At 52.9% G+C, this 22444-nt stretch carries 22 protein-coding genes and 1 tRNA gene; 14 read left to right on the forward strand and 9 right to left on the reverse strand.

Translation table 11 applies throughout. The annotated features are described in order from the left end of the window. Positions 1-177 precede the first annotated feature (177 nt). Complete coding sequence (locus EI42_RS12510; RefSeq protein WP_111322377.1) at positions 178-1143, forward strand: RIO1 family regulatory kinase/ATPase domain-containing protein; 966 nt, start codon at positions 178-180, stop codon at positions 1141-1143. Between the two features lie 41 nt (positions 1144-1184). On the opposite strand, the gene EI42_RS32495 is transcribed toward EI42_RS12510, so the two are convergent. Continuing rightward, positions 1185-1478, reverse strand: a complete 294-nt coding sequence (locus EI42_RS32495; protein ID WP_170142576.1) for a putative quinol monooxygenase — start codon at positions 1476-1478, stop codon at positions 1185-1187. A 142-nt stretch (positions 1479-1620) separates the two neighbouring features. On the opposite strand from EI42_RS32495, the gene EI42_RS12520 reads away from it, so the two are divergent. Beyond that, positions 1621-2535 carry a diacylglycerol/lipid kinase family protein gene (locus EI42_RS12520; RefSeq protein ID WP_111322381.1) on the forward strand — a complete coding sequence of 305 codons (915 nt, stop codon included), beginning with the start codon at positions 1621-1623 and terminating at the stop codon, positions 2533-2535. Here EI42_RS12520 and nth read toward each other — a convergent pair. Together nth and EI42_RS12530 are read right to left on the reverse strand one after the other, a co-directional pair. Continuing rightward, positions 2532-3203, reverse strand: coding sequence for an endonuclease III (gene nth, locus EI42_RS12525; protein WP_111322383.1), 672 nt, complete (start codon positions 3201-3203; stop codon positions 2532-2534). The genes EI42_RS12520 and nth overlap by 4 nt on opposite strands. A gap of 35 nt (positions 3204-3238) precedes the next feature. Continuing rightward, positions 3239-3514: a hypothetical protein gene (locus tag EI42_RS12530; RefSeq protein WP_211326146.1), complete on the reverse strand. Its 276-nt coding sequence runs from the start codon at positions 3512-3514 to the stop codon at positions 3239-3241. Positions 3515-3994: 480 nt separating this feature from the next. Here EI42_RS12530 and EI42_RS12535 point away from each other — a divergent pair, with 480 nt between their 5' ends. The 5 genes from EI42_RS12535 (at position 3995) to EI42_RS12555 (ending at position 7876) form a co-directional block, all read left to right on the forward strand. Next, complete coding sequence (locus EI42_RS12535) at positions 3995-5245, forward strand: GTPase (protein ID WP_111322387.1); 1251 nt, start codon at positions 3995-3997, stop codon at positions 5243-5245. A 26-nt stretch (positions 5246-5271) separates the two neighbouring features. After that, on the forward strand, positions 5272-6054 hold the full coding sequence (locus tag EI42_RS12540; protein WP_111322389.1) for a hypothetical protein: 783 nt from the start codon (positions 5272-5274) through the stop codon (positions 6052-6054). 35 nt (positions 6055-6089) lie between these two features. Continuing rightward, positions 6090-6989, forward strand: coding sequence for a prephenate dehydrogenase (locus tag EI42_RS12545; RefSeq protein WP_111322391.1), 900 nt, complete (start codon positions 6090-6092; stop codon positions 6987-6989). Between the two features lie 76 nt (positions 6990-7065). Then, positions 7066-7138: transfer RNA gene (locus EI42_RS12550), tRNA-His, on the forward strand. Between the two features lie 201 nt (positions 7139-7339). Further along, positions 7340-7876, forward strand: coding sequence for a DUF4870 domain-containing protein (locus EI42_RS12555; RefSeq protein WP_137686233.1), 537 nt, complete (start codon positions 7340-7342; stop codon positions 7874-7876). A gap of 173 nt (positions 7877-8049) precedes the next feature. Here EI42_RS12555 and EI42_RS12560 read toward each other — a convergent pair whose 3' ends face one another. Both EI42_RS12560 and EI42_RS12565 read right to left on the reverse strand, forming a co-directional pair. Continuing rightward, complete coding sequence (locus EI42_RS12560) at positions 8050-9162, reverse strand: tyrosine-protein phosphatase (RefSeq protein ID WP_111322395.1); 1113 nt, start codon at positions 9160-9162, stop codon at positions 8050-8052. A gap of 145 nt (positions 9163-9307) precedes the next feature. Continuing rightward, positions 9308-10111 carry an LLM class F420-dependent oxidoreductase gene (locus EI42_RS12565; protein ID WP_246046367.1) on the reverse strand — a complete coding sequence of 268 codons (804 nt, stop codon included), beginning with the start codon at positions 10109-10111 and terminating at the stop codon, positions 9308-9310. Between the two features lie 188 nt (positions 10112-10299). On the opposite strand from EI42_RS12565, the gene EI42_RS12570 reads away from it, so the two are divergent. From EI42_RS12570 to EI42_RS12580, 3 genes are all read left to right on the forward strand, one after another. Continuing rightward, positions 10300-11073, forward strand: a complete 774-nt coding sequence (locus EI42_RS12570; protein ID WP_111322657.1) for a metal ABC transporter ATP-binding protein — start codon at positions 10300-10302, stop codon at positions 11071-11073. Positions 11074-11191: 118 nt separating this feature from the next. Then, entirely contained in the window at positions 11192-12193 is a 1002-nt protein-coding gene (locus EI42_RS12575) for a Gfo/Idh/MocA family protein (RefSeq protein WP_170142577.1), read from the forward strand. 217 nt (positions 12194-12410) lie between these two features. Then, complete coding sequence (locus EI42_RS12580) at positions 12411-12632, forward strand: hypothetical protein (protein ID WP_111322401.1); 222 nt, start codon at positions 12411-12413, stop codon at positions 12630-12632. Between the two features lie 46 nt (positions 12633-12678). Here the strand turns inward: EI42_RS12580 and EI42_RS12585 are convergent, their stop codons facing one another. The 3 genes from EI42_RS12585 to EI42_RS12595 all read right to left on the reverse strand — a co-directional run bounded on the left by EI42_RS12585 (position 12679) and on the right by EI42_RS12595 (position 15616). After that, the gene (locus EI42_RS12585; RefSeq protein WP_111322403.1) at positions 12679-13524 is read right to left on the reverse strand and encodes a hypothetical protein; all 846 of its coding nucleotides are present in this window, start codon (positions 13522-13524) and stop codon (positions 12679-12681) included. A gap of 236 nt (positions 13525-13760) precedes the next feature. Next, a complete protein-coding gene (locus EI42_RS12590) occupies positions 13761-14225 on the reverse strand; it encodes a CoA-binding protein (RefSeq protein WP_111322659.1) in 465 nt (154 codons plus the stop codon). Positions 14226-14266: 41 nt separating this feature from the next. Beyond that, complete coding sequence (locus EI42_RS12595) at positions 14267-15616, reverse strand: O-acetylhomoserine aminocarboxypropyltransferase (protein WP_111322405.1); 1350 nt, start codon at positions 15614-15616, stop codon at positions 14267-14269. A 250-nt stretch (positions 15617-15866) separates the two neighbouring features. On the opposite strand from EI42_RS12595, the gene EI42_RS12600 reads away from it, so the two are divergent. Next, positions 15867-18194 (forward strand): xanthine dehydrogenase family protein molybdopterin-binding subunit, encoded by a 2328-nt coding sequence (locus EI42_RS12600; protein ID WP_111322407.1) that lies wholly within the window; start codon positions 15867-15869, stop codon positions 18192-18194. Between the two features lie 189 nt (positions 18195-18383). Continuing rightward, complete coding sequence (locus tag EI42_RS12605) at positions 18384-19430, forward strand: HEAT repeat domain-containing protein (RefSeq protein WP_170142578.1); 1047 nt, start codon at positions 18384-18386, stop codon at positions 19428-19430. Positions 19431-19476: 46 nt separating this feature from the next. Here the strand turns inward: EI42_RS12605 and EI42_RS12610 are convergent, their stop codons facing one another. Beyond that, positions 19477-20658 (reverse strand): NAD(P)/FAD-dependent oxidoreductase, encoded by a 1182-nt coding sequence (locus tag EI42_RS12610; protein ID WP_111322411.1) that lies wholly within the window; start codon positions 20656-20658, stop codon positions 19477-19479. A gap of 267 nt (positions 20659-20925) precedes the next feature. On the opposite strand from EI42_RS12610, the gene moeB reads away from it, so the two are divergent. Next, the gene (moeB, locus tag EI42_RS12615; protein WP_111322413.1) at positions 20926-22110 is read left to right on the forward strand and encodes a molybdopterin-synthase adenylyltransferase MoeB; all 1185 of its coding nucleotides are present in this window, start codon (positions 20926-20928) and stop codon (positions 22108-22110) included. Between the two features lie 37 nt (positions 22111-22147). Continuing rightward, complete coding sequence (locus tag EI42_RS12620; RefSeq protein ID WP_111322415.1) at positions 22148-22420, forward strand: MoaD/ThiS family protein; 273 nt, start codon at positions 22148-22150, stop codon at positions 22418-22420. The last annotated feature ends 24 nt before the right edge of the window (positions 22421-22444 follow it).

Here is a 22444-nt window from a genome sequence, read left to right on the forward strand (position 1 = left end):
CCGTGGTCAGGATCTTCCCACATCCATTAACTCTTTTCCTGCCCACTGCACGTCGTTCTGTTCCACTGAGCAAAGATTGCAAGTTCTCCATGCTGCTCAAGAAAGGAGGATAGGTATGCCCTTTTTGACTTTTTCTTGTGGAAAACAAAAACATATGGTGTTTTTAAGGAGAATGGCGTGTTCCATAACGATTACGAAGACGATTTTTTCGAGGAGTCGCAACCTCGCTTTCAACCCATGAAGCGGCGGGCAACCAAATCGAAGCCCAAACCAGAGAAGAAAGAGAGCTATGAAACCAGCCAGGATGTACAGCACTGGTTGAAGTTACAGGAGAAAGAGGCTAGCAGCGCAAAGGAGTTCCACCCAACACGGCTCGATAAGCGGCGTGATGGTGCCTGGTTGCAGTCTTCGCTCTCCCAGTTCTATGAGGAAGATCTGATCACAGATGTGCTTTATGTGGCGAAAAGCGGGAAGGAAGCAACCGTTTTTTGCTGCACCGCACATCCCTCGACACAGGCCGAATTACTGGCCGCAAAGGTCTATCGTCCGCGCATGTTCCGTAGTCTACGCAATGACGCTATCTATCGTATGAACCGTGTGGTTGTCGATGAGTTCAAACAGGCAATGCATGGCTCTCGGGCCAAGCGAGTGATGTCCAGAAAGAACACACAGGCGCGAGCATTGCAGGTTGCAAGCTGGATCGCCTATGAGTATGAAACACAGCGTCTTCTCTATGAAGCCGGAGCAGATGTGCCAAAACCCTACTCGCAGATCGGTAATGCCGTCTTGATGGAGTATGTTGGCGATCTGGAGCGTCAGGCCCCGCTTCTGCGCGAGGTACGTCTGGAGCGGGAGGAGGTGCGGCCCCTCTTTCAGAGGCTCTTGTGGAACATTGAGCTGTTTCTGTCCTGCAACCGGGTGCATGGTGATCTTTCAGAATACAATGTTTTGTACTGGAATGGCCGGATCTCGGTAATTGATTTCGCTCAAGCTGTTGACCCACGGCATGGGGAGGAAGTGTTCCCTCTGCTCTTACGAGATGTTGAGCGCGTGTGTCAGTTCTTTGCACGCTATGGTGTTGAAGCTGACGCCTATGCTCATGCTACGCAGATGTGGGCAGAGTATGTCGGTCCGATAGGCTAGCATCTGAGGCAGGGAGGTTGTTCGTGCCTCCCTGCTCATTTTTAGATGTCCAGCGTTTCATAGAAGGCCCGTTCTCGATGTTCCAGTAACGGCATTGCCTCCTGTGTGACAAAGCGTTCAAAATGAGATGAGTTGACATGGGCTTCGTACTCATCCGCGCTCACATATTTCTCATACAGAAAGAACAGGCAGGGATCGCGGACGGAGCGATGAACTCGATATTCCAGACACCCTTCTTCTTTACGCGAGAGTGGCACGAATTGCCGGAGTATATTCAGGATAGCCTCTTCCTGACCGGTTTTCGCTTTCCAGTAGGCGGTGATGATATAGGACATCGCGCTTTGATCCTCCTTCTCTGGTAGGGCTAGAACGAAGCAGCTTTCATATTCATTATCGGATTGTGGGAAAAATGAATTGTAGAGATAGAGCGAACATGGTACAATCAGGCGGAAATGTGTCTCAAGGAGGAGCATACGCATGGTGGAAGTCGCTTCGTCGTCCAGACCTCTTATCATCCTCAACCCGGCTGCGAATCGAGGGCGGATGGAGTATCATCGGTCACTGGTGCGTCGTCGTATCGAGGCCGATCAGGCTGATATTGCATATATTGAAACCGCGAAGGTTGGAGAGGCTCGGGAATTGGCCAGGCAGGCAGCACGAGAAGGACGTCCAATTGTGATTGTCGGCGGTGATGGCTCTCTGAATGAAGTGGTGAATGGTATTCTGACAAGCGGGCATGTGGTTCCATTAGGGATTGTGCCTGCTGGTTCGGGCAATGATTATGCTTGCAATACGCTTGGTCTTCCGCGTGATCCTGAGGCCGCTTTAGAGCGAGCTTTGAACGGAAGTCCTCTTGCTGTGGATGCCGGGATTGTAAACGGGCGCTATTTTATCAATGCTTTCAGTGTTGGTCTGGATGCTGATATTGCGAGAGCGGCGGAGATTTTGAAGAGGTATCCTTTAATGAGCGGGGCACGGCTCTATTATACAGCCACCCTGAAGCAGCTTCTCTTTGCGTATCATCGGTGCCCTCGGTTGACGTTCTCGCTGGATGCTGAGACTGCACACGTGGAGCAACAGTATGTGTTGCTGGCCGTCTCAAATGGGCCGACATATGGGGCTGGTTTTCGGATCAATCCGCGGGCGGATCATACTGACGGCTATTTTGATGTATGTGCCATTCTCTACACACCGCTGCTTCGAGCGCTGCGACTGTTACCGCGTGTGAAACAGGGCAGGCATGAGGGCTTGAGAGAGGCCCTGTTCTATCGGGCACGGACTGTACAGATTGAGGCGCGGGGCCCTGTTCACTTGCAGATAGATGGCGAGACCTCCTCAGCAGCCCATATAGAGGCGTCTATTCTGCCTGCTGCCTTGCAGGTACGCGTTTAAGTGCCCTGATGGTATGGGCTGCTCGGGCAGAGCGGTGCTAGCGTGCACTGTTCACAATGTGGCTTGCGGGCTTCACAGATGGCGCGACCATGAAATATCAGTAAATGGGACAGGTCCAGCCAATCCTGCTGTGGAATAATCTGCATTAGCTCGCGCTCCACTTTGATCGGATCAGTGTTGGTCGTCCAGCCAAGTCGACGCGAGATCCGCCCTACATGGGTATCGACGACAAAGCCTTCAACGATCCCGAAGGCATTTCCCAGGACGACATTTGCTGTTTTACGAGCAACGCCAGCCAGGCTGAGGAGCCCACTCATTGTTTGGGGGACCTCACCGCCAAACTCGGTGATGATGCGTTGACAGGCGGCACGAATATTTTTCGCTTTATTGCGATAGAAGCCAGTCGGGCGGATGTCCTGCTCCAGCTCTTCCTGACTGGCTGTCGCGTAATCTTCAACAGTACGGTATTTTTGAAAGAGCGTAGCTGTGACCTTATTTACTCGTTCATCAGTACATTGTGCGGAAAGCTGTGTCGCAACCAGTAATTCAAGAGGATTCGAGTAATTCAGGGAACAGCGGGCGTCGGGGTAGAGCCGGCGCAGTTCTGCTATAATCTGGCGGACCTGTGCCGGTGTACCGGGTTCCAGTCTTGTTTCAACAACTTCCATAGAGCATCCCCACCGGGAAGGTGCTGTAGCACATGCTACAGTCCCTTGCCATAATGTTCTCGTTGCGCTCGAAGAAGCGCCCTGAGTGCATCTGCCTGCCCGCGATTCCATGCAGCAGAGCGCACATCGCGTCCGACAATAGGAAGAGTACTTTTGTCACGGATACGTGCGGCTCGTTCCCTCTGCATGATCTCGTGGACTAGCTGGCGATCGCTTAGCTTCCATCCTTGCCGTTTGGCCTGCTCTGCGAACCACATGACACGGGAAAAACCAGCGCGGTAGTCTTTCTCATCGGATGTTTTATTACGCATCGGGGTGTCTCGCATGGTGGTTGTGCCTCTCGTCCCTAAAGAATGTTGGCAGGTGAAATAAAGAAAAGTTACCACTCGATTATGTCAGAAAAATGGTTCAGGAGTCAAGCATAAAGTTCAGATTGAGAAGTATTTTAGAGCTAAAGTAGTATGCTGCCTGTGGAACTGTTCATGTCAGGGTCCATATACCGCAAAGAGCGGAGATAAAGGGAGGCTGGCAGCTTGTTTCAACTGAAAAAACGTTGATTCGTACATGTTTTAGGAAAGGCGTTACGCTTTTGTTGTACTGGACGAGCCATACGGATATACTGAGAGAAAGGAGACAGGCGCGTCTCCCAGACGGCTGAGAATCCGTGTAATCAATATATCGTCTTAGTAATGTTTACGCGAGTGTGGCTGGGCAGTTATAATCTCTGGTAAGTTGTCCCGGTAGCTCGCTCTCTCATAGACGAAACGTTGTGCGAGGGAAGGATACAGCACGTGGCTAATAAAAAAAGAAAATACATTGATACGCCTGATGAGCAGCAAGAACAGGCAAAGAAGAAACTGACTGAAGGTCTTTTTCGTAAAAGCAATCGTCCGACGAACTTCCGAGAGCTTGGAGAAAGCGCATTAAAAAATCTGCCGTCGAATATCTCGATGGTACAGAACCTGATGCGCACCATAAACTGGAAGAGCGCACAGGAAGAGGTGCTTCAGGGTCTGAACAACACTGTTGTCATTGTTGGAAAGCCGAATACCGGTAAGAGCACGTTGTTCAACAAGCTGAAGGGCCAGAATCTCTCTCCGGTCTCTTCGCAGGTTGGAACGACGAAATCACTGGTGCGGACGGACTTTGGCCCCTTTACGCTGGTCGATACGCCGGGTCATCTCCCCGATGTAATGGAGAGTGGCATGCAGCAGGCCAGTGTGATCGTGTTTTTGATTGATGCTTCCCGCGGTTTTCAGGAAGATGATCGGGAACTCTATTATGCTATCAAGAAGCTGAATAAGCCAACGATTGTCGCAGTGAACAAGGTTGATGCCTTGAAGAATGCCGAGGCGGGTGATCAGTTTGCAACCGAAGTTGCGGTCCTGCTCGGGGTTCCCGGCGTTATCCCCATTTCGGCGAAAAATGGCAATAATGTGGCCGAGGAACTGATTCCCGCCGTGATTGATGCAAGTCCTGAGGCAGCGCTGGCTATTGGGCGCGAGCTACCGGCGTATCGGCGCTCGGCAGCGCAACGGATTATCAGAAACTCGGCGCTTATCTCTCTGGCGGCTGGCGTTGAGCCGATCCCATTTGTGGATATTCCCATCTTGCTCGGAACACAGATTCGGCTGGTGCTTCGTCTGGCAGCACTCTATGGCGAGCCGATGGAGACCGAGGATGCGATGAAACATGCGCGCGAGCTGATTATCACGATTGCTGGCGGTCTGGGATTCCGCTATCTGGCTCAGCAGGCGGCTAAACTGGTACCGTTTGGCGGCGATTTTGTGGCCGGGGCAATTGCAGGTGCGGCGACGTGGTCTATCGGTCAGGTCGCGCTTGAATACTACGAGAGTGGCAAGAAGGTTAAGCCCACGCGTTTACGTGAGCTCTATACCAGCTTTTTCCAGCGTTTCCGCAAAGAGAAGAAGGCGGAAGAGTTGCGTAAAGAGGCTGAACGGGAGCGGTTTGATGGCCAGAAAGACCCGATTGCGGCAATGGATGAAGCCCTCAGTCAGGAAAAACACGCTGAAGAAGCCTAGTATGAAAGGATGGCAGAGAGGAAAGAATGCTCTTCCCCTACGAGACGTATCATACCATCAATGAGCCAATTATGGCCTATTATCCGCCCGGGGAGGAGGCGCAAGCCAGGCAGATTGTGCTGAAGCTTGAAAAGGCGGCCTCGCTTCTGGGCCGGTTGTTACAGCAACCGGTACCGGAATTCGAGGTCCTGCTGGTTGCGTCAGAAGACCTTGAGGCCGCTCCACGCGACGATATAGATGAAACGTCGTTACCTCATCCATATTGGACCGAGAGCACGACACCGCCTACGATCGTTATTCCGCTGGAAATCGATCGTATTTTCGGTGAACTGACGGCGGAAAAGTTTTCTTTTATGCTCTATCACGCGGTCGCGTTGGCCTTTTTGATGGAAGATACGCGCCCGTGGCCGGAGGATACTCCTCTCTGGGCTGATGAGTGGCAGGTTACATTTGCCGCTTTATGGCTTTCACAACAACTCGATCATGTTCAGGGAACGGTGCAGAAAGATCTGTTTGAAGAGTATGAGGACGTTTTCGAAATAGAGCCGGATGGAAAGACACCTACTACGCTGCGTAGCTTCGATTGGTATGAAGATACGGACCCTGAAGATTATCTTGGCTTTCAGTTGATGCTAGAACAGTTTGCCGCCGACCTGTTGAGCGCCTATGGTCCGGAGATTCTCCCGCGTTTTCTCACACTCTATCGTGTTGAACGTGAACGCCTGCTGAGCGATGACGTGACATCTATGCTGGTTTCAGCGCTCGGGCCGAACAGTGAAGAATGGGTAGAGAAACTCCCATATTTTTAATTGTACGAACCATCGACGAGTGAAGGGGAGCAGTCATGTTTACTCGTGTTGCTATTATTGGCCTGGGATTGATCGGGGGATCTATCGGGCTGGCTTTACGCAGGTCAGGAGCGGCATCTGAGGTTGTGGGCTATGATCTGGGAAAAGGGGTCAGTGATCATGCTCGCAGAATCGGGGCAATTGAACAGGCATATACGGCCCTCCCCGACGCGGTTCGAGGCGCGGATCTGGTCGTTCTGGCGACACCTGTTGGGGCGATGCATGCGCTGTTACAGGACCTTGCCCCGGCTCTGACTCCCGGGACGGTTGTGACCGATGTCGCCAGTACAAAGAGGCAGGTTCTCGCCTGGGCTGAAAAGTTTCTTCCTTCTTCTGTGGCGTTTGTGGGTGGGCATCCGATGGCAGGGAAGGAACTGAGCGGTGTTGAGGCGGCAGATCCCGATCTCTTCTGTGGACGGGTGTACTGTCTGACGCCAACCGCACAGACGAACCCCGCCGCGTTAGAGATGGTCACTACCATGATTCACGCCCTGGGTGCCCGCGTTCGCTTTCTGGATCCCGCTGAGCACGACAAGCAGGTTGCCTGTATCAGCCATCTGCCGTTTCTGGCATCGACAGCGCTGGTCCAGACCGTGGCGAATTCGCCTGCATGGGGAGAGATGGCGCTTCTGGCGTCTAGCGGCTTCAGAGATGTCACGCGACTGGCTGCCGGGAATTCCCAGATGTATCGAGATATTTGCCTGACCAATGGTGAAGCTATAGTGCAATGCCTGGATGATTATATTGAGACATTGCAGACGTTACGTTCTATGGTTGCTGCGGGCGATCGTACTATTGAGAATGTTTTTGTTGAAGCTCAACAGGAACGCCTGCGCTGGCAAGCATCGCATGATCAGGCTGAGCCCAATTGTGGCGGAAATGGAAAGAAAAGCTAAAATTTTTTCCGAAACCTATTGACAAGCCGCGACACTTCCGCTATACTGACGGTGCGTTAAGCGAATGCGACGTGTGGTGGCCGTAGCTCAATAGGCAGAGCTCTGGATTGTGGCTCCAGCGGTTGTGGGTTCGAGCCCCATCGGTCACCCCGACAATCTGACCTCACCTGCGAGGTCAGATTTTTTTTATCCTCTGATATTCCTCCATTTCTATGAGCATTGATGACAGTTTTGCGACAATTTCGCGATATCGTTGTGACATCTCACGAGTATAGTTATCACTGTCAGGATAAACAAAGAGAGAAATTAAGCGAGCACTGTTTTTATAAAGAACGATATAGGTGAAAGAGATGACGCAATATCATCAGGAATGGAGAGACCGGTTCGAGGCACCGGAACAACAGTACGAACGCCAGTATGTCGCGCAGCAGCAACAACAGGTGGTGCCGCCAGTACAGACCTATGTACCTATCTATACGGTCTCTACCCCTCGTGGCGAGAGCGAAACCCGCCTGCTGGCCGTGGGAAGCTATATGCTGGGTTGGTTCTCCGGGATCGTTTGCCTCTTCTTTGGTCACCGAAACCCATTCGTGCGTTTCCATGCGTTGCAGTCCACGTTGTTCTTTGGGCTGGCGACACTCTTTGATGTGGCCTTCGTGACGATGTTTGGCTTGTTCGATCGTTGGGATCTATTCCCGCGTGGTTTCCTGGGTGGATTCTATGCGTTAGCTCTATTCTTTACGTTCCTGATCGTCAATATGCTTGTCTTCATTGGCTGGATTGTTGGCATTGTTCAGGCTGCCCGAGGCGAGTATTATAAGTTCCCGGTCGTCGGAAATATCGCAGCAAAAGCCTCTTCCGACGGCGCAATAGCAGACGTCAAGTAGCCAGATAAAGCAGTAAGATAGAACCCTTTTTCGCTTGTGGTGTGTTCACGTGTGAAGAATGCTGTTCCCTTTGCGCCTCCATCAACAGGAAACAGCATTCTTCTTTTTCTCCCTCCGGATAAAAGAAACTCTCCCGATATTAGATATTATGGGAGAGTTGTTATGCGTAGTACTCAGTCTTCTAGTAGTATCTCCTGAAGCCGGAGACGGTCATTGTGGGTAAGCTGCATACATTGCTCAAAGTAGGTATCCAGTGTACCATAGCGCTGTTTGATTGCATTGAGCGTCATGATAAGATACTCACGCCGTACTTCCAGCATCGTGCCGATAAATTCAATGGTCTGCGGGTTGTTAAGGAGAGCGCCGAGCATGGTCAGCATTTTCTGATTGGCATCGCGTCGATAGACCGTACTGAGCTCATAGTCATCCAGAACAATGCTCTCCGGTACTCCAAGTGCCAGAAGCAGCAAGGCCGAGGCAAAGCCGGTACGATCCTTTCCGGCGGTACAGTGGTGAACCAGCGGATGGTTTGCCTGATCGAGTATAGTTTTGAAGAAGGTGGCAAAGGCCGGAATACAGGACTCTGTAATTGCCATTTCCACCGTCAGGTTCGACATAAAGTCGGTTGCGGAACCGAATTGACCTGACTCAGCCGCCTGAATGAATTTCACCATATCGAATGTGATGCCGGGTGAGTCTTGCAGGACTGGAACATGCACATAGCGGGTTCCATTCAGCGCTGGATCTGGTTTGCGACTGACCTCGATATCGGAACGGTGGTCATAAATCAACTGAAGGCCCGAGCGCAACAGGAACTGTTTGTCCTTTTCCGTAAGCTCAGCAAGCTCTTCCGACCGAAAGATGTGTCCCCACTTAACGCGGCGACCATCACGGGTCTTATAGCCACCAAGATCGCGAAAATTCGAGCAGCCTTCAAGCATCAGGCGGCGCTCTGCAATGGTGATTCCCTGCCCATTTTCTGGAACGAGACGGAAATAGATACGGGTGGTCGGGTCCGGGTCATCAATGACAATGGATGTGTTGCCGGTAATGTGTGTCAGCAAGGTTCCCTGTTGCTCGATATTGTCAGGGGATGTGCTCCAATAGAGGGAGAGCATCTCGGGGGCCGAGCACCAGGAAATGCGTAATTTCCCGTCTTCGGTGCGCTCTACCTCTGCTTCCATCTCTCGTGAGGTGCGGCGCGGAAGAGGTGAATTGGTGGAACAAACTCCTAACAGGAGAAAAAGGAACAGGAATGAACCTTTCGCAAGCGTGCTTTTCTTCATCTTTTTTCCTTGACTGATGATGTACGTGCTCAACCGGGCGGAAAGAGGTGAAGCCCTGCAAAGAGGGAATGTCTCTTGAAGGGAGAGGAAAATAAGCGAGTGGGAGCAGCATTTCTATACTACTCCCAACAAAAATGCTTCTTCGTTAGCGTCCGGAGCGGCTGTCACGCCAGCGGACCAGTCGTTTGATCGCATCGAAGTCCCAGGGGGCCTGCATGCCCAGGATGAGATGGGTGACGCCAGCCTCAACCAGAGCGTCTCTGGCTTCGTCGCTGTCGTTTGCTCCGGTTCCAGCACTGCGCTCAATTTCAGCAGGGTCTCGCCCAACCTCTTTGCACCAGTTGTCAAGCACTTCCATTTTATGCTTTAGCGTAGCGGCATCGCCAAATCCGTGCCACATCTGGGCATATTTGGCTGTTATGCGGAGTGTCTTTTTCTCACCACTGCCGCCAATCAGGATAGGAAGTGGTTGCTGAATCGGTTTGGGCACGTCAACTTCCCAGCGATGCAGAATGGTGGGGATGGCCTCTTCGAGCGCTTGCAGGCGGCTGCCCGCTGTTCCGAACTCATAGCCATATTCTGTATAGTCTCGTTCGAACCAGCCCGCGCCCAGCCCGAGAATCAGGCGCCCATTTGAGATATGGTCGACTGTCTTTGCCATATCTGCCAGTAGAGAAGGATTGCGATAGGTATTGCAGGTGACAAGACAACCAATTTTGGCGCGGGAAGTGAGGGTTGCCATTGCCGTGAGAAGTGTCCAACCCTCAAAGTGGTTGCCCTGGGGATCACCATAGAGAGGGAAGAAGTGATCCCAGTTCCAGATAGTATCAACACCAAGATCTTCGATACGACGTACCGCATCAGCATAGTCCTGGTATGTCGTATGTTGGGGCTGCATCTGAACCCCTACACGAATAGGATAAGGATACTTGGTCTGTAGTGTTGCCACGCCACGACATCCTTTCTCTGTTGTAAATTCAGGTGTGAAACACCTTCTTGATTGTAGGCACATTCTGTGTATGCTTGCAAGGTGTAGCATTTTGTTGACCGCCCGCAGCGGGTATGCTACACTGTTATAGATATATTGTCTCATTTGGAAAGAGCGAAGGCATGGAATTGAGAGGGAGTAAGAAAACGGTGACAACACAAGAGCCGGCGATTGTACTGGACAATGTGAGCATTGAACTGGGGGGACGCTCCATCCTGCGTGATATGAGTATGACTATCAATGCCGGGGAGTTTGTCGTTGTTCTGGGACCAAATGGAGCGGGGAAGAGTACGCTCTTGAAGCTGTTGCTCGGGCTTATCAAGCCTGCCGGTGGTACTGTTCGTGTGCTAGGACAGCAACCACGAACGGGCAACCGAGCCATTGGCTATGCTCCCCAGCATCGCACGCTTGAAGTCGAGCTGGCGTTGCGGGCGCGTGATCTGGTTGGGTTGGGGCTCGACGGGCATCGATGGGGAATCGGCTGGCCGAGCAAGCAGCGGGACGCAAAAGTCAACCAGGCGCTCAAAGAGGTTGATGCGTTGCGCTTTGCTGAAGCGCCCGTCGGTCAGCTCTCAGGTGGCGAGCAACAGCGTTTGCTCATTGCTCAGGCTCTCTTGAGTGATCCACAGCTATTGTTGCTTGACGAGCCGCTGTCCAATCTGGACATTGCTCATCAACAGGAAATTGTGTCGGTTGTGGCCGAGGTCAGTCGGGCGCGTAACGTCACCGTCCTGCTGGTGGCTCATGATATTAACCCGCTGCTCCCGGTGGTGGATCGCGTTATTTACATCGCAAATGGTCAGAGCATGATTGGGAAGCCAGACGAAGTGATTACCTCTGAGCAGTTGAGCAGGCTGTATGGAGTGCCTGTTGAGGTTGTGCATGCGCTGGATCGAATCTTTGTTGTTGGCGCTGAGATTTAAGCAAGAATAAAGCTGCTGCTGTGCGCTATAATGAAGAAAACAAAACTCTCAGCCTCGCTGACAAGTCGCTATTTCGCTTGTCATGGTGAGGCTATTTTTCGGGGGAAAGGATCTACCCATGCAGGGCATGAAGCGTGAGTTTATTCGTTGGGGCATTCTTGGGACCGCTCAGATCAGCATTCGCGCTGTTGCTCCAGCTATCCAGGCCTCGACGAATGGACGGCTGGTAGCTGTTGCAAGCCGAGATCCGCAGAAGGCAGCAGATCTCTACTCGTTTGTTCCCGGCCTTCGTATCTATGCCGATTATCAGGAACTGTTAGATGATCCCGCCATTGATGCGGTCTATATCCCATTGCCGAACAGCCTGCACGCCGAGTGGGCGATCAAAGCCGCTGAAGCGGGCAAGCATGTGCTCTGTGAAAAGCCGCTCGCGGTCACGGTTGAGGAAGCAAAAGAAATGATAGAGGCGGCCGAGGAGCACAATGTCTTGCTGATGGAAGCGTTTATGTATCGTTTTCATCCACAGATCCAGTGGGCGCTGAAGCAGATCCATGCTGGAGAAATCGGCCAGATCAAGCTGGTACGAGCCTCATTTACTATTGATATTCGCGATGAGCCAGAGAATATTCGCCTGAAGCCAGAGCTAGCAGGTGGTTCGCTGGTTGATCTCGGGTGCTATGCGGTGAACCTCTGTCATGCCGTCTATGGGCAGGCTCCGCGCTCAGTCAGCGCTCGGGTGCACGTTGTGAAACCGGGCGGTGTTGATCTGGCGATGGCGGCCATTCTGGACTATGGTGAAGGGCGCTACGGCTTGATCGATTCGGGTTTTGAAGGGCCAAGACGTCAGAGTGTCGAAATTGTAGGCGATCTCGGGACACTGACTATTCCGGTGCCGTTCGCGATCCGCAATATGGAAGGCATTGTTTTTGCCATGAAAAACGGGCAAATGGCGGAGCGTAATTTCCCGATGGTTGATCAGTATCAGCTACAGGTTGAGCACTTTGCTGAATGTGTGTTGACCGGGAAGGAGCCAGAGCGTAGCCTGAGTGAATCGCTTGAGAACCTCGCGACAATTGAGGCTATCTATGAGGCCGCAGGTCACGATTGGCCGATACTCTAGGCGTTTTGTGTGCAAAGGATAGGAACAATTGCTGTTTCCTTTCCTCTTTTTTTATTCATCCGTTGTGATTTCTGTTGCTTGTATGTGCTCTGGAGCTGTCTGCATGACAGTTGAGGGACATAGATATTTGTCGCTTTTTGTAGTATAGTGAATGTTACTGAAGGCCGTGTCTGCTTAAACAGGTATTCTGCTGAATGTCAAGCAAGGGAGACTGCTTATGGATGCTATACTCGGGCGATATCAAGCGCGTGTGGAAGAGCGAGGGATGGTCCTTCGTCATGCGTCAGGGCTGAGTTTTGATCTGACTGCTGAAGAGAGTCTGGCGCTGCTTGATTTCCTCAGTGCCTATCGACAGACGCTCTACGAACTTCAGGAGAAACAGAAAAAAGAGACCGAGCCACGCCTGAAGCGCATTCGGCTTGAACCACAGAAGGAATAAACCCCGGAGGCATATGGACTGTTTAACAGTCCATATGTTTTGGGCTTTAGAATGAGAGATGCCGGATCTTCGAGTAGTAGAGACGAAGCACGGATGAGAGCGAATCAGCAATACTGACCCGGGAATTGATCGCATAGATGTGGCGTGCCCCCCAGTACAGACTGCGGTGAGAGTCCTGCGCGGTCAGGGCGCCTCCTTCTGTTCGGAGCCTGTTCAACATGGCTATCTGCTGCTCGATTTTGCTTTCGGTATCGATCAGCAGGACCGCGATTTCCGGATTGAAATCAGCAGCCCTATGGAGGAACAATTGCAGGTCAGCGCTCGTAATTTTGGATGGGCTCCCCGATTTACACTCCACCATTACGCGAATGCCATCAACAAAGGCAACGACGTCCAGATCACCACCATCGGCAACGTCTTTCAGAGCAACGCCGTGCCGGGCGGGAACCTGTAACCATGTGCGGAACCATTCCGCGACATACCATTCGAGGGTAGGGCCCAGATTATCGATATGCTGATAATAGGGGTTTTTATGCCAGCATGTCCCGTCATAAAGCAGAAGTTGATGCTCGGTCATAAAATCCAGGTATTTCTTCAGCTTGGGCTCGCTGCTACAGATGCGTTTAAGGTCTACCAACGTACAGGAACGATGAAAGAAAACATGGCGCAGAATTTTGCGGAATGTATTGTCACCAAATGCCTGATAGAAGGCGGCCTGGCGTCCTGATGGATGGCCGTTCTCATAGGAGGTGCCGCGCAGCCGAATGACCCTGGAATCAGTGTACATCGACTTATAGCGGATCAGATGCCATCCCTGACGGCGTAACATGAGTTCAAACTGATCGTGGTTGAGCTCTTGTTCATATGGTAGATTGTGTGTTGAGAAGTTCACCTTTTGCTTCCTGTTTGCCAACGAAACCAGCTACTGTCCGAGCATTCTGGCTTATCTCGTTGCGATCTGCTGAACGGTTGCAGGACGGATCAGAAAGGAAGTGTGGGCCTCATCCCTCTTGTATGGAAGCGTTCTCAGCACTTTTTAGCTGCGCCCTCCTCACTCTGAGTGATGTCGTCGCCACAACCTCCATTCTCTTCCAAAAACCGTGTGATTCGAGATAAAACCAGCGTTGTTTACAACCTCATTCGTGAAAGAATGACACCTGTATTGAGACCGACGGTATGGAGCCCGCCGAAGAAGCGAGCATGCTCCATTTTGATACACCGGTCCTGTACAAAGAGCAATCCGGCTTCTCGGGCTCGGGCTCCAACCTCATCGTTGCGGATGCCGAGCTGTAGCCAGAGCACTTTTGCGCCAATCTTGATCGCCTCTTCTGCGATAGGCGGTGTGTCGGCGGCTTTTCTGAAGACATCGACGATTTCAATCGTTTCGCCTGCCGCTTTGGCTTCGCTTAACGACGCATAGACCTTTTTCCCTAAAATAGTTTGCCCGGCATAGCGGGGATTAATCAACACAATATTGTAGCCCTCGGCCTTCATGTAGATGGCTACAAAGTGGCTTGGCCGATACTGGTCAGCCGAGACGCCAACAATCGCGATATTGCGGTACTGCTGAAGTAGCTTCAGACGTGCATACATGTCGAGCGTCGAGGATTCCGATATAGCCTGTGTATTCTGGCTCACTCGCGTACTCCTTCGTCTGAGATAGTTCGGGTGACGGGATGCTGTGTCTTGCCGGTCGCTTTGTGAAGCGCCTGGTCCAGATCCCAGAGAATGTCGCTGATGTCTTCGATTCCAATCGAGAGACGAATCAGGTCTGGCGTGACACCCCCTGCAAGCTGATCCTCCTCGGAGAGCTGCTGATGGGTGGTGCTGGCCGGGTGAATGATCAGGCTGCGTGCATCACCAACGTTTGCCAGGTGAGAGAAGAGCTTTACATTGTTGATGACCTCTTTGCCTGCCTCGTAGCCGCCTTTGACACCAAAGGTGAAGATTGCGCCTGCGCCTTTTGGCAGGTAGCGTTGTGCCAGCTCATACGATGGATCATCAGGTAGGCCCGGGTAACGCACCCAACTCACGGCAGGATGCTCATGCAGGAATTGAGCAACCTGTAAGGCATTCTGGCAGTGGCGATCCATGCGCAAGGAAAGGGTTTCCAGTCCTTGCAGGAGCATAAATGAGTTAAATGGGCTCAGGCTTGGGCCTGCATCGCGGACGGTTTCGCAGCGGGCCTTCATCACAAAGCAGAAATCGCCAAAGGTTTCATAGAAGCGCACGCCGTGGTAGCCGGGCGAGGGATCAACGATATGCGGGAATTTCCCATTGTCCCAGGGGAAACGCCCGTTTTCGACGATAACACCCGCGATAGAGGTGCCATGTCCGCCAATAAACTTGGTGGCTGAATGGACAATGATATCCGCGCCATAGGTGAATGGGCGGCAGAGATAGGGGGTCGCAAAGGTGTTGTCGACGATGAGCGGCACGCCAGCTTCATGGGCGATTGTGGCCACAGCCTCGATATCGAGGACATCGCCCCGAGGATTGCCGATGGTTTCGCCATAGAGGGCGCGAGTGCGTGGCGTGATCGCGCGGCGGTAGTTTTCCGGATCGGTGCTGTCGACGAAGACAGTGTTGATGCCCCAGGTGCGCAGCATAATATCAAACTGTGTGTGCGTTCCGCCATAGAGGCTGCTGGAAGCGATGAGCTCATCTCCGGGACGGAGCAGCGTCATCATGGTGACCATCTGCGCGGCCATTCCCGAGGCGGTTGCGACTGCTCCGGTGCCACCTTCCAGCGCCGCGATACGCTCTTCAAAGACCGCCGTTGTCGGGTTCATGATGCGTGTGTAAATATTGCCGAAGCGTTGCAGAGCAAAGAGATGCGCGGCATGATCGGTGTCATCAAAGACATATGATGTTGTCTGATAGATTGGAACTGCACGCGCTCCTGTTGCCGGATCCGGGCGCTGGCCTGCATGAACGGCCAGTGTATCAAAACCAAAGATATGATCTCCATCAATTTCGGGCATGGTTTCTGGTGCTCCTTTTGTGATGATACCTTGTCAGTAATCGTATCATATTTTATTCGAGATCAAAACGCTATTCTTTTTTGAAGGCCTGCGCCAGGCTGTATGGATTACCTGGGAATGTGTTATAGTAAAGAAGCAGGTTATTGTGGGTATGGAGGCAGTGCGGGAAAGAATACCTCGTCCTGAATTTTTGCAGACCTCTCGATCCTATACTATCTTTGTTTTTTTGTTGAATGGAGAAAGGCTGTAGATGACGCAAACAGTTGATCCAAATACCGACTATAGGGCGGTCGGCAGATCTACGAATCGACTGGATGGGCTTGAGAAAGTGACCGGGCGTACACGCTATGCTGGTGATATAACGGCATATGGAATGCTGCATGTACGGTTAGTCCTGAGCCCTTATGCCCATGCGCGTATTGTGAGTATCGATACCGCCGCCGCTGAAGCGATTCCAGGTGTTGTTGCTGTATTTACCGCGAAGACCCTGGAAATGGCGGGTGCCGGAACTTCTTCGCGCTCGCAATCACCGCTTGCTCTAGATGAAGCATGCTGGTGCGGGCATCCCGTTGCGGTTGTGGTTGCCGAATCCGAGGCGGCGGCTGAGGATGGTGCGGCAGCCGTTGAAGTAGACTACGATCCCCTTCCTGTTGTCGTTGACCCTGAAGCGGCACTTCTCCCAGATGCGCCCCTGGCTCGTTCGCGGAGTGAGGACGAGGTGTCAGAGATTGCCGGTGGGGGAGCCCATGCTGCGGTTTCCGACGAAGGTGCGGAGGAAGAAGAAGAGGAAGAGCCCCTTTCTCAAAATGTGAGTGACAAAGCGCATATAAAGAAAGGTGATATTGAGGTCGGGCTGCGTGAGGCCGACGTTGTCGTTGAACGCACCTATCGGACGCACCCGGTTCACCAATCGTATTTGGAACCGCAATCGATAACGGTGGTCCCCGGCCCCTCGGGACTGCAAGTCTGGGCCAGCGCGCAGGGATTATACGAAACACGTTCCTCGATTGCGAAGGCGATCAATCTGCCAGAGCGACAGATTCATGTTGAGTCGGTCCCCATTGGCGGCGCTTTTGGTGGTAAATTCGGCCTGCTTGAACCGTTGGCTGGTGCGGTGGCGTATAAGCTGCGCAGACCGGTTCGGTTGGTCTACACGCGTCAGGAAGATCTGCTTGCGGGAAATCCCGCTCCGCAGGCTGTTTTCAAGTTGAAACTTGGCGCGAAGCGAGATGGAACCCTGGTAGCCCTTCAGGCGAAGGTGATCTTTGATGCCGGGGTCTTCCCTGGTGCCGCTGCCTCGTTTGGTGGCATGATTCTTGCGAACACGTATAATTGCCCGAACGTGGACATTCGTGCCTATGAGGTGTTGACCAATAAGGTGAGTACTGGTGCGTATCGCGCTCCGAATGCGCCACAGAGCACCTTCGCGCTGGAATCAACCGTTGACGCACTCTGTAATGAGCTTGGCGTGGACAAATTGGAGTTCCGGCGCAAGAACGCGTTGCGCGAGGGAGATATGTCAGGCTTTCGTCAGCGCTTGCCGCGTATTGGCCTTGTAGAATGTATTGAGCGTATTCAGCAACATCCACTCTGGCAGCAACGCGAGCAGCAGAAGACAGTCGTGCCGGATGAGCTGAAGGGATGGAAAGTCGGCATAGGGGTTGCCGTTGGTGGCTGGCCGGGTGGCACCGAGTCGGCGGCTGCGGCCTGTCGTCTTGAGAAGGATGGTACCTTTACGGTAGTGCTTGGCACCGTTGATCTGACGGGCTCTGATACCTCGATGGCGCTGATTGCGGCTGAGGGGCTTGGGCTCTCAGTTGCATCGGTGAATGTCGCGCATGATGGCACCGATACGATGCCGTACAGTGGCGGCACTGGTGGCAGTAAAACAATCTATTCGATGGGTCCTGCCGTACTTAAGGCAGCTCAGGATGCACGCAGACAGGTATTGGAGATCGCGGCTGACATGTTGGAGGCTGCGGTTGACGATCTGGAGATCGAAGATGGCAAGGTTGTGGTGCGTGGCGTCCCGAGCAAGAACGTCTCGCTGGAACAGATCGCCAATTCTTCGATGAATTTTGGGGCTCCGTATGCCCCGGTGTATGGCAATGGGCGCTCAGCAATCGCTAATGCGTCGCCGATGTACACGGCCCATCTGGTGAAGGTGGCGGTTGATCCAGAGACGGGCAAAGTGCGTGTGCTGGATTATGTTGCTGCTCAGGATGTTGGCTATGCCATTAACCCTGCTGAGGTCGAGGGTCAGATGTGTGGTGGGATTACCCAGGGACTCGGATGGGCTCTGTTCGAGGGCATGGAGTATGACGAGAACGGCCAGTTGCTCACACCAACCCTGATGGATTATGCCTTGCCGCATAGCCAGGACGTGCCGAATATTACGCCGCTGCTGGTAGAAGTGCCCTCCGGTCGGGGACCGTTTGGCGCGAAAGGTGTTGGTGAGCCGCCCGTAGTTCCGGTTGCGGCGGCTGTCGCAAACGCCATTTACGATGCGGTCGGCGCCCGGTTGGAGCAAATCCCGATGACACCTGAGCGCGTGTTTACCGCGATGCAGGCAGAATAAGAGCCAGACAGACCCGGGGAGTGTCTTTATAGACGCTCCCCTTTTTCTTCTACTTTCTTCCTTGAAATATCTCATCTTTCTTGTGCTATACTGTAATTAGTCCTTCTGCGAAGCTGAAGTATCTGTAGTGCTGTTACCAGAACAGTATGTAGAGCAATGGAGCGTGTTTTTATTGAGGAGTTTTCAGCTATGGCGCAGAATGAACCTCCTGCCAAAAAAGGACAAGTACAAACCACCTCCCCGGAAATGCAGACAGAAGTTCCCCCTATTGGCGTAACGCCGCCTCAGGTGCTTGCGCAGGAGGCCGCTGATGGGCATCGTGGCGCGGCGTGGCGATTAATGCACTGGATTATGGAAAATGACCCTCGCGCTGTGGAGGCAGTATCGTCGCTGGATGATGACAGGCTTGCGAAATACTTTCTTGAGTTTATCGCGCTTGGAACGTGGGCAGGGAAACCCTTCGTTGTCCCAAAATCGCTGCGCACTCCCTATGCACGAATGCAGTTGCGAACGCTGTTTCAGCCCGGTGCAGGCATCGATTCTGCTCGTGCGGAGAGAGTATTGCTTGACGCACTCAAGGACCGTCATACTTCCGTGCGCGAGAACGCAATCAATATTCTGGGTCTGCTTGGTTGTACCCGAGCTGTTCCCGCGCTTGTAGAGGAGTTGCATGATCCTCAATTAACGATTCGTTTGCAGGCGGCAAAAGCGCTCGGGCGTATTCGCAGCGCGGAAGCTGTACCGGCTCTGTTGAAAGAGCTCAAGGAGGCAGATGAGCCGCTTAACAGTCAGGTGTTTATCGCGCTGGTACAGATCGGGCCGCGCGCAACGCCTGCCTTGATAGAGGCAAGCAAAAGCCCATCCTCCTGGATGCGCTGGCACTGTATGCGGGCGCTTGGAGAGATTCAGGATGAGCGGGCTATTCCCACCCTGGTACAGGCATTGCTCGACAACGATCATGCTGTTGCCTGGATTGCTGCAAAAGGTCTGGTGAATTTCGGTAAAGATGCCATCGGCCCTCTCTTGAACCTGCTAACACGGGTCGAAACCTCGCCCTGGCTGGCAGAGACGGCTGCCTATGTCTTATATGAGATCTCTATGCGATATACCAGATTGAAGCCGTATCTGGAGCCGGTTGAGCAGGCTATTCATGGAGTCGCGAGCAGGATCGCAACGCCGTACGCAGCCAGAAAGGCGCTTTCTTGTTTAATCGCGGATCATGTCATTGCGGGCTAAGCGCTGAATGGAGAGGCGAACAGGGTATGCTCACCTCTCCTGACTGCTAGCCTAGAACACCTGATGAGGCATACTGTGGACGGATCGTACGTCCCTGTTGAAAGCGCTGTATATCAAAATGAAGCAGATCGGCGGGGAGGGTATCCCCACGAACGAGGGCGGCCATCCATTGCCCGACAATAGGAGAGAGCTTGAAACCATGCCCGCTAAAACCGGCGGCGCAATAGAGTCCCTCATAATCGGGTAGAGCGCTCAGAATCGGGTGATAGTCCGGCGTGTCATCATAGAGCCCGGCCCATCCGCCACGCATTGCCGCCCGTGCCAGTGCAGGCATAATCTCCGGGGCTTTGTGAGCAAAGAATGATATCTCTTCCCGGGTAAGCGTTTGTTGATAGTGGTCAGGGTCGCTTGGGGTATGGACGTCGCTGCAAGAACCGACCAATGTCACACCTCCCGGATCGGGTCGAAGATACAAAGAACGTGACATATCCAGGCAGACTGCATGTGCTTTATAGCGACCTCCCATATCATCGGGCTGACGGAGAGCAAGCATGGGATGTCGTGTGGCGGTAATGGGTAGTGAGATACTGATCTGATGTGCCAGGGCAACGCTCCAAACATTGGCGGCAAGAACGATAGAGGGAGCAAGGAAGCGCCCCTGTGTGGTCTCGACGCCAATAACGCGTCCCTTCTCGATCAAAATACGTTGTACAGCAGCGCCTTCCAGAATGGTCGCGCCATAGTCGCGGGCTCTGCGGGCAAAACAGTGGGTGGTTGCCATTGGATCGGCCACTCCCGCATCTGGTTCGTAGCAAGCAAGCGAGATATCGTTTCCGCTGTATTCCGGGCACCGCGCACGGACATCGGCGGGTGTCAACACCTCAACATTGACTCCCTGGGCCTGCTGAAGCGCGACGTTAGCTTGCAGGGTCTTCTCTCCCTCCTGATCAGCGAAGATCAACACGCCGGTCTGAATGAAGCCACAATCGCCGCCAACGAGGTCGTTAAAATGCTGAAAGAGATGCAGGCTTTCTTTTGCCATGCGCACCGTGAAATCATGGGAGTAGTGCTGCCGCACAATAGCGCCTGAGTGAGCTGTGGTGCCGTTACAGATTGCGCGTCTCTCTACAAGAAGCACACGACCGCTTCCTTGCTTCGCGAGATGATAGGCAATACTGGTCCCGATGACTCCCCCGCCAATGATAATGCAGTCCGCTGTTTGCGTCATACAACTCTCCTTTCGTGCCTTGATCTATCATCGTGCTTCACTCTCAAGGTAGCAGCAAAACGAGCAAATTGCAAGCGCTGGCCTGTGGAATAATTCGGCGAAAGAAGATGTTTGAACTGATAACACCGATCTCCGAACAGGAAAAAGCCTCTCTTCCGGGACTTTGCCCGAGACTTTCCTTGACAAGAGCGACATGTGGTTGTAAGCTTTTGTTAGTATCTGAAGAAAACAAAATTGATTTACTTTGTCAACAATGAGGTGTACAACATGGGTGACGCTTCTCGCGAAATCTTGCAGCGTGCCCGGCAACATGTGCCCGAGTGGTCTCCTGCTCAGGTGCATGAGGCACTGGCACAGCGGGAGAAGGGACAGGACGATCAATCGATTGTTCTGGTAGACGTCCGGGAGAAGCATGAGTGGAACGAAGGACATATACCCGGTGCCCTCCATGTTCCCCGTGGCTTCCTGGAATTGCAGATAGAAGAAAAGGTTCCAGATAAATCGAAAACAGTCGTCCTGTATTGTGCGGGTGGTGTTCGTTCTTTGATGGCGGGCGCGACCTTACAACAAATGGGATACGAAAACGTCATTTCAATGGCGGGAGGTTTTGGACAGTGGAAAGGAAGTGGTCTGAACTACGTCCTTCCCCGCACGCTGAACGAGGAGCAGACAAAGCGCTATAGCCGTCACCTGCTGATCCCGGAGGTGGGAGAGGCAGGCCAGTTGAAGCTGCTGGACTCCAAAGTGCTGTTGATTGGCGCGGGCGGTCTTGGTTCCCCTGCTGCCTATTATCTGGCGGCGGCAGGCGTTGGCACAATCGGTATTATTGATGCCGATGTCGTCGACGAAACGAATCTCCAGCGTCAGATTTTGCATAACACAGAACGCATCGGTCAGTATAAGGCCGAGTCGGCTCAGAAGACACTCAAAGCGCTCAACCCGGATATCAATGTTGTCACCTATATTGAGCGCCTTGATGAGACGAACGTGCGGCGGCTGGTTGCCGAGTATGATGTTATTCTGGATGGGACCGACAACTTCCCCACACGTTATATGCTCAATGATGCAGCCATTATCGAGAATAAGCCAGTCGTACATGGCAGTGTCTTCCGCTTTGAGGGTCAGCTAACGGTCTTTAAGCCGCATGAGGGGCCGTGCTATCGCTGTCTCTATCCTTCTCCACCCCCACCGGAACTGGCTCCAAGCTGTGCGGAAGCTGGCGTTCTGGGCGTGCTACCCGGCACAATCGGGCTCTTACAGGCAACCGAGACGATCAAGTTATTGCTCGGCCTGGGTGAGCCACTGGTGGGTCGTTTGATGACCTATGATGCGCTGTCTGCTGAAGTGAACGAACTGAAGTTGTATCGTGATCCTCAGTGCCCGGCATGTGGAGAGAATGCACACCCCGAAGATCTGCCCACCTATGCAGATGTGTGTGCTTTGACCGGCTAAAAAATAGAGAAGAAATGCTATAAGGAGTAAATGAAGGATGGCAAACGTACGCTTTGCACCGATTTTGCGCGCCTCAGTTGGCGGATCAAAGCAGGTTGCTGCACAGGGAAATACGCTCGGGGAAGTGCTGGCGGATCTTTTCGAGCGCTACCCGACGTTAAAGCAACAGATTCAGCCGGATAACGAGTTGAGCCGCTTTATCAACATCTATGTGAATGATCAGGATGTGCGTTATCTTCAGGGACTGGAGACAGTGGTTGGTGCCAATGATACCGTGATTCTCTTGCCCGCGATGGCCGGGGGACGGTAATTCATCAAGTGGCTGACTGAAGCG

Source organism: Thermosporothrix hazakensis (genome assembly GCF_003253565.1).
GTDB lineage: Bacteria > Chloroflexota > Ktedonobacteria > Ktedonobacterales > Ktedonobacteraceae > Thermosporothrix > Thermosporothrix hazakensis.

Excerpts from the sequence above, each read along its gene's own strand:
- EI42_RS32495 (WP_170142576.1), bottom strand. The coding sequence starts at position 1,478 with ATGTCCTATATCATCACCGCCTACTGGAAAGCGAAAACCGGTCAGGAA.
- EI42_RS12520 (WP_111322381.1), top strand. The coding sequence starts at position 1,621 with ATGGTGGAAGTCGCTTCGTCGTCCAGACCTCTTATCATCCTCAACCCG.
- nth (WP_111322383.1), bottom strand. The coding sequence starts at position 3,203 with ATGGAAGTTGTTGAAACAAGACTGGAACCCGGTACACCGGCACAGGTC.
- EI42_RS12530 (WP_211326146.1), bottom strand. The coding sequence starts at position 3,514 with ATGCGTAATAAAACATCCGATGAGAAAGACTACCGCGCTGGTTTTTCC.
- EI42_RS12540 (WP_111322389.1), top strand. The coding sequence starts at position 5,272 with ATGCTCTTCCCCTACGAGACGTATCATACCATCAATGAGCCAATTATG.
- EI42_RS12545 (WP_111322391.1), top strand. The coding sequence starts at position 6,090 with ATGTTTACTCGTGTTGCTATTATTGGCCTGGGATTGATCGGGGGATCT.
- EI42_RS12555 (WP_137686233.1), top strand. The coding sequence starts at position 7,340 with ATGACGCAATATCATCAGGAATGGAGAGACCGGTTCGAGGCACCGGAA.
- EI42_RS12560 (WP_111322395.1), bottom strand. The coding sequence starts at position 9,162 with ATGAAGAAAAGCACGCTTGCGAAAGGTTCATTCCTGTTCCTTTTTCTC.
- EI42_RS12575 (WP_170142577.1), top strand. The coding sequence starts at position 11,192 with ATGCAGGGCATGAAGCGTGAGTTTATTCGTTGGGGCATTCTTGGGACC.
- EI42_RS12580 (WP_111322401.1), top strand. The coding sequence starts at position 12,411 with ATGGATGCTATACTCGGGCGATATCAAGCGCGTGTGGAAGAGCGAGGG.
- EI42_RS12590 (WP_111322659.1), bottom strand. The coding sequence starts at position 14,225 with ATGTATGCACGTCTGAAGCTACTTCAGCAGTACCGCAATATCGCGATT.
- EI42_RS12595 (WP_111322405.1), bottom strand. The coding sequence starts at position 15,616 with ATGCCCGAAATTGATGGAGATCATATCTTTGGTTTTGATACACTGGCC.
- EI42_RS12600 (WP_111322407.1), top strand. The coding sequence starts at position 15,867 with ATGACGCAAACAGTTGATCCAAATACCGACTATAGGGCGGTCGGCAGA.
- EI42_RS12605 (WP_170142578.1), top strand. The coding sequence starts at position 18,384 with ATGGCGCAGAATGAACCTCCTGCCAAAAAAGGACAAGTACAAACCACC.
- EI42_RS12610 (WP_111322411.1), bottom strand. The coding sequence starts at position 20,658 with ATGACGCAAACAGCGGACTGCATTATCATTGGCGGGGGAGTCATCGGG.
- moeB (WP_111322413.1), top strand. The coding sequence starts at position 20,926 with ATGGGTGACGCTTCTCGCGAAATCTTGCAGCGTGCCCGGCAACATGTG.
- EI42_RS12620 (WP_111322415.1), top strand. The coding sequence starts at position 22,148 with ATGGCAAACGTACGCTTTGCACCGATTTTGCGCGCCTCAGTTGGCGGA.